Source organism: Streptomyces sp. SID14436, from assembly GCF_010548465.1.
In the GTDB taxonomy this organism is placed as follows: Bacteria; Actinomycetota; Actinomycetes; order Streptomycetales; family Streptomycetaceae; genus Streptomyces.
In genome coordinates this window covers 1-5,107 of sequence record NZ_JAAGMD010000708.1, presented here as the reverse complement: position 1 = coordinate 5,107, position 5,107 = coordinate 1, and the positions used below count along the sequence as shown (strand labels likewise).

Annotated in this window: 5 protein-coding genes; 3 read left to right on the top strand and 2 right to left on the bottom strand. The window is 74.2% G+C overall.

What is annotated here, in order from left to right; genetic code table 11:
* Positions 1 to 15: 15 nt before the first annotated feature.
* Entirely contained in the window at positions 16 to 906 is an 891-nt protein-coding gene (dapA, locus tag G3I53_RS25705) for a 4-hydroxy-tetrahydrodipicolinate synthase (RefSeq protein ID WP_164438818.1), read from the bottom strand.
* Between the two features lie 157 nt (positions 907 to 1,063).
* On the opposite strand from dapA, the gene G3I53_RS25700 reads away from it, so the two are divergent.
* Positions 1,064 to 1,480 (top strand): phage holin family protein, encoded by a 417-nt coding sequence (locus tag G3I53_RS25700; RefSeq protein ID WP_164333410.1) that lies wholly within the window; start codon positions 1,064 to 1,066, stop codon positions 1,478 to 1,480.
* Entirely contained in the window at positions 1,477 to 1,839 is a 363-nt protein-coding gene (locus G3I53_RS25695; RefSeq protein WP_164333411.1) for a DUF3618 domain-containing protein, read from the top strand. Before G3I53_RS25700 ends, G3I53_RS25695 begins: the two co-directional genes overlap by 4 nt.
* Positions 1,840 to 1,978: 139 nt before the next feature.
* Here the strand turns inward: G3I53_RS25695 and G3I53_RS25690 are convergent, their stop codons facing one another.
* Positions 1,979 to 3,808 carry an endonuclease/exonuclease/phosphatase family protein gene (locus G3I53_RS25690; protein ID WP_164333412.1) on the bottom strand — a complete coding sequence of 610 codons (1,830 nt, stop codon included), beginning with the start codon at positions 3,806 to 3,808 and terminating at the stop codon, positions 1,979 to 1,981.
* A gap of 299 nt (positions 3,809 to 4,107) precedes the next feature.
* Between G3I53_RS25690 and G3I53_RS25685 the strand changes: the two genes are divergently transcribed.
* A partial coding sequence (locus tag G3I53_RS25685; RefSeq protein WP_164438817.1) for a hypothetical protein occupies positions 4,108 to 5,107 on the top strand: 1,000 nt, incomplete at its 3' end.

Sequence of the window (5,107 nt, the reverse complement as noted above, 5' to 3'; positions counted from 1 at the left end):
ACCTGCCTCGTGCCGTCAGCCCGACACGAGGGCCGCGTGGGCGGCCCTGAGCCGGTCCGTCGCGGGGCCGTCGGCGGGGCGGAGCGGCGGGCGGGGCGGGCCCGCCGGGAGGCCCAGGGCGGTGAGCAGGGCCTTGACGGTGACCGTGCCGGGGAGGCCGCTCGCCATGACGGCCTCGACGAGCGGGATCGCCGCCTGCTGGAGGCGGGCCGCGAGGGCCGTGTCGCCCGCGTCGAAGGCGTCGAGCACGGCGCGCAGGTGGTCCGGGGCGACGTTGGCGACCGTGCTGACGTAGCCGGCGCCGCCGACCGCGTAGAGGGCCAGGTTGTGCTCCTCGCAGCCCGCGTAGTAGGCGAGGCCGGTGCGGGAGATGACCTTCTGGGCGGCGAGGAAGTCGTACGAGCAGTCCTTGACCGCGACGATCCGGGGGTGTCCGGCGAGCCGCAGCAGGGTGTCCGGCTCGATCCGGGTGCCCGTGCGGGCCGGGATGTCGTAGAGGGCCACCGGGAGGCCCGTGCTGTCGGCGATCTCCCGGAAGTGGGCCTCGACGGCGTCCTGCGGGGGACGGCTGTAGTAGGGGGCGACCAGCAGCAGGCCGTCGGCGCCCGCCTGCTCCGCCCGACGGGCCAGTCCGGCGGTGTGCGCGGTGTCGGGCGTGCCGACGCCCGCGACGATCCGGGCACGGTCGCCGACGGCCTCCCGCACGGCCGTGATCAGGGCGGACTTCTCCGCGTCGGTGGTGGTGGGGGACTCGCCCGTGGTGCCGGACAGGACCAGGCCGTCGCAGCCCCGGTCCACCAGGTGGCCGGCGAGGCGCTGGGCGCCGTCGAGGTCGAGGGCGCCGTCGGGGGTGAAGGGAGTAATCATCGCGCACAGAGCGCGCCCGAAGGGCGGGGTCGTCGTCATGAGGTCAGTGTCGGCCCCTCGACGGTGAAGCTCCACTTACATTTGCTTGCCGGTACCGGTTAGCTCTGCTGCGTAGTGGGGTGGCCCGCGGCGCAGGCGTAGCGGCGGCGCGGCGCGGGTACTCGGGTGCCTTCCTACCGAGAGGAGGCGGACCACCGTGACCGGAACCATCGACCACCGGCCGGTTCGCGACGAGCACAGCGTGGGCGAGCTCGTCGGACAGGCCACCGAACAGCTTTCCCGGCTCGCCCGGCAGGAAGTGGCCCTGGCGAAGGAGGAGCTGGCCGCCAAGGGCCGCCGCGCCGGGCGTGGCGGCGGCATGCTGGGAGCGGCGGGAGCCTTCGCCTACGCCGGTCTGCTCGCGCTCGCCGGCACCGGGGCCGCGGCGCTGGCACTGGTGCTGCCCGTCTGGCTGGCGGCACTGATCGTCACGGCCGTGCTGTTCGTGATCGCGGGCGTGCTGGCCGTGGCCGGCCGCGCGCAGTTGCGCCGGGCCACACCGGCCACGCCCGAGGAGGCGCTGGGCAGCGTGAAGGCCGACGTGGAGGAGATCAAGGGAAGGGCACACCGATGACACAGGACGTGACGGGCGCGGGCGGGGCGGGCTCCGGCTCGACCGCGGGGGGCGAGGCTGCCGCACGCGGCGCCAAGGGGCCGGACGAGCTGCGCCGGCAGATCGAGCGGACCCGCCACGAACTGGGCGACACCGTCGAGCAGTTGGCGGGGAAGATGGACGTCAAGGGGCGGGCCCGGGCCAGGGCGGAGGATCTGCGGGACAAGGCCGGGGCGATGTCCGTACAGCTGCGCAGCAGCGCCACCCAGGCGGGACGCAGCGGGCTGCGGCACCCGCGCCCGGTGCTGATCGCCGGGGCGGCGGCAGGGGCCGTGGTGGCGGCCGGGGTCGTGCTGCGCCGGCAGGGCAGCCATCGCTGAACGGGCCGTGCGACCAGATGGCGGTCATCGCTGAACGGCCGTGGGCCGGCAGGGCGGTCATGCCGAACGGGCCGTGCCCCGGCGAAGGGGCACGGCCCGGGGCCGGCCGGACGCGGGGGTCCGGCCGGCCCGCCGTGCGTCACGGCCTGAAGCGCAGGACCTGCGGGTCGTGGTCGCTGATCTGGTCGTGGAACTCGGCGTTGATGTGCACGCTGTCGTAGCTGAACGCGCAGCCCCGGCGGATCGACGGGCTGATCAGGATCTGGTCCAGCACCTGGCTGTTGCCCTGGTAGACGTAGGAGTAACGCTCGTTCTCCGGCAGGGACTTGATGGCCGGCCAGAGCACTCCGTCGCCCTGGAGGATCTCCGTCGTCCGGGAGAACTCGAAGTCGTTGATGTCGCCCAGTGCGACGACGTGCGCGTTCTTCTGGGTCTTGAGGACCTCGGCGGTGAAGTCGTGCACCGCCTGCGCCTGGAGGTGGCGCTGGGTCTCCGAACCGCGGGCCGGCGGCTGGAACTCCGAGGTCAGGGCCTGGTCGCCGCCCTTCGACGCGAAGTGGTTGGCGATCACGATGACCGTCCGGCCGCGGAAGACGAACTCGCCGGCCAGGGGTTTGCGGCTGTCCTCGAACGCGGCTGCGGCCGGGTCGATGCGGCCCGGGGAGTGCGTCAGGGCCGCCTTGCCGCGGACCTTGGTGACGCCGACGGGCGTGGTGGCGTCGCCCCCGGCCCGGTCGGTGAAGGAGACCCGCTCGGGGTTGTAGAGGAACGCCTGGCGGATGTTGCCGCCCGGCTGGCCGCCGTCCGCCTTGTCGGCCGGGTCGACCGAACGCCACGCGTAGCGGGGACCGCCGGCCGCCTCGACGGCCTCGATCAGCTTCGCCAGGGTCAGGTCCGCGGCGACCGTGCCGTCGTCGGTGGCGCCGCTGTTGTCCTGGATCTCCTCCAGGGCCACGATGTCCGGCGACCGCAGGTTGTCCACGATCGCGGCGGCGTGCGCGGCGAAGGTGTCGTCGGAGGGGTCCAGGTTCTCCACGTTGTAGGTGGCGACGGCGAGTTCGCGCGCGTGCTGCTTGCGGGTGGTCTCGCGGGCCGGGCCGCGCTGCTGGAGGGTGCCGAGCTCGTTGGCCACCAGGGTGTAGCCGCCGAACTGGTTGTAGTCCAGCGGGCCCGAGGTGGTGCCGGCGAGCCGGTCGCCGACGTTCGCGTCGGGGAAGTCCGCGGCCGGGCCCAGCGACTGGATCTGGAGGCGGCCGGTGTTCTGGTCGTCGTAGGAGCCGTAGACCGTGCCGCCGCGCGGGGTGCGGTTCTCCCACGGCTTCACCGTGACCCACAGCTCGGTGTACGGGTCGGTGGCGCCCACGACCCGGGTGTCGGCGACCCGGACGTGCATGCCCTCCAGGGACTCGTAGCGGTCCAGGGCGTAGCGGGAGGGACGCAGGCGCAGCCCGTTGACGGAGCCGCCCGCGGCGGGGTCCCCGTCCGGGGTGTAGGCGGCCGGGACGGACCGCGCGTCCAGGGTGACGGGCGCGGGGAGCGCGTTGCCGCTGGAGGTCACCGTGACCGTGGGGCGGCTGATCTGCGTCAGCGACTGGTTGCCGGAGGTCAGGCCGCCGGGGACGTACTCGGTCACCGTGCCGGAGACGGTGACGGCGTCGCCCACGGCGACGCCCTGCGGGGTCGAGCCGGTGAAGACGAACACGCCCTCACTGGTGGCCGGGTCGGCGTCCGGCTCCGGGTCCTGGATCCAGAACCCGCGGGACGAACCGTAGGTGCGCACCCCGGTGACGATTCCGGCCACATCGGCGACCTGGCGGCCGGCGAGCGGGGATATCCGGGTGTCGCCCTGGATGTCGTGGATGCGTACGGTGTCGGCGTGCGCCGGTGAGGCGAGGACGACGGTGGACGCCGCGGAACAGACGGCGGCGACGGTGAGCGCGGCGAGGCGCGCGGACGGCTTGGTCGGCAACGGATCCCTCCGGGGACGTGTGGTGTGCCGGGACGAGGGTGGAGCGCGGACGGCGCGAGCCGCACCGGCGGGCGGATCGACACACGGAGAGGACCGGCGGGTGCGATGGGGCCCCCGTGCTTCCGGTGAACAACTGTCCGCCGATTTCTACGCGCGTCAATCTCCAGCCTGGCCACGCCACTTGTCAAGGTTTCGGCCATGCACGTCCGCCGGTGGGGAGAGGAAGCGGGCGGCATGGGTGGAAATCCGTCTAGGCTGAGCGGTTGAGTCCTCACCAGGCGTGCTAGGAGATTCAGCCGATGTCAGACAGCTCCACCCTGCCGCCCGCGCGGCTGCACCCCGAAGCGGAGCTGGCGCGCGACGCGCTGTCCACCCCGTTGCTGTCCCGGGCCGTCCGGCTCGCCCGCTGGGCCGGGCCCGCCACCCGGGTCGACGCCGGCGGCGGACTCGTCGAGGAGCAGGTGCCCGCCGCCGCCGAGGCGCTCGGGCTGAGCGGTGAGGACGCCGCGGCCGACGCCGCCGAGGCCTGGCGGGCCGCCGTCGACGCCGGGCTCGTCGAGGTGACCGACGAGGAGGAGGGCACGGTCGCGGCCGGTGCCGACCTCGGCACGGTCACCGGGGGCGGCTCGCCGCACGAGGTGCTGGAGGTGTGGCTCGCGGCCCTGGAGACCGTGCTCGCCGACGCGAGCGTCCCGGACCTCGGCGGACTCGTCGACGCCATCGCCGCCGAGGACGGCTCCGGCGAACTCGACCTCTCCTCCCTCGACTGGGACCCCGAGGCCGACGCGGAGTTCCTCGACGGCGTCCTCGGCAACCTGTACCTGCTGACCGTGGGGGACGACGCGGCCGAGGCCGCCCCGGTGCCGCTGCCCGCGCTGGCCGCGTCCGTCATCGTGCCGGACGACATGGGGGAGCCGACCGACGACGTCCTGGAGCAGGTGTCCGAGGCGATGATGCGCCTGGACGACCAGTTCCGGATGCTGGAACCCGCCGGGCTGGTGGAGTACCAGCCGGTGGACGAGGCACTCATGGCCGACGCCGACGAGGAACCGGCGGCGCCCGTGGACGACACCGAGGTCTCCCGCTACGGCATGGTGCGGCTCACCCCGCTCGGCGTGTACGGCCTGCGGGCCCGGCTGCTGGAGGCCGGGTTCGACGCCCCGGCGGTCGGCGACCTCGCGGACAAGGGGGCCGACGCGCTCCTCGACGGCACCGCCGTCTTCCCGCCGGCGGCGGCCCACGCGGAGACCGAGCAGTGGCTGACCCGGCGCGAACCGCTCGCGGCGGCCCGCGAGTTGC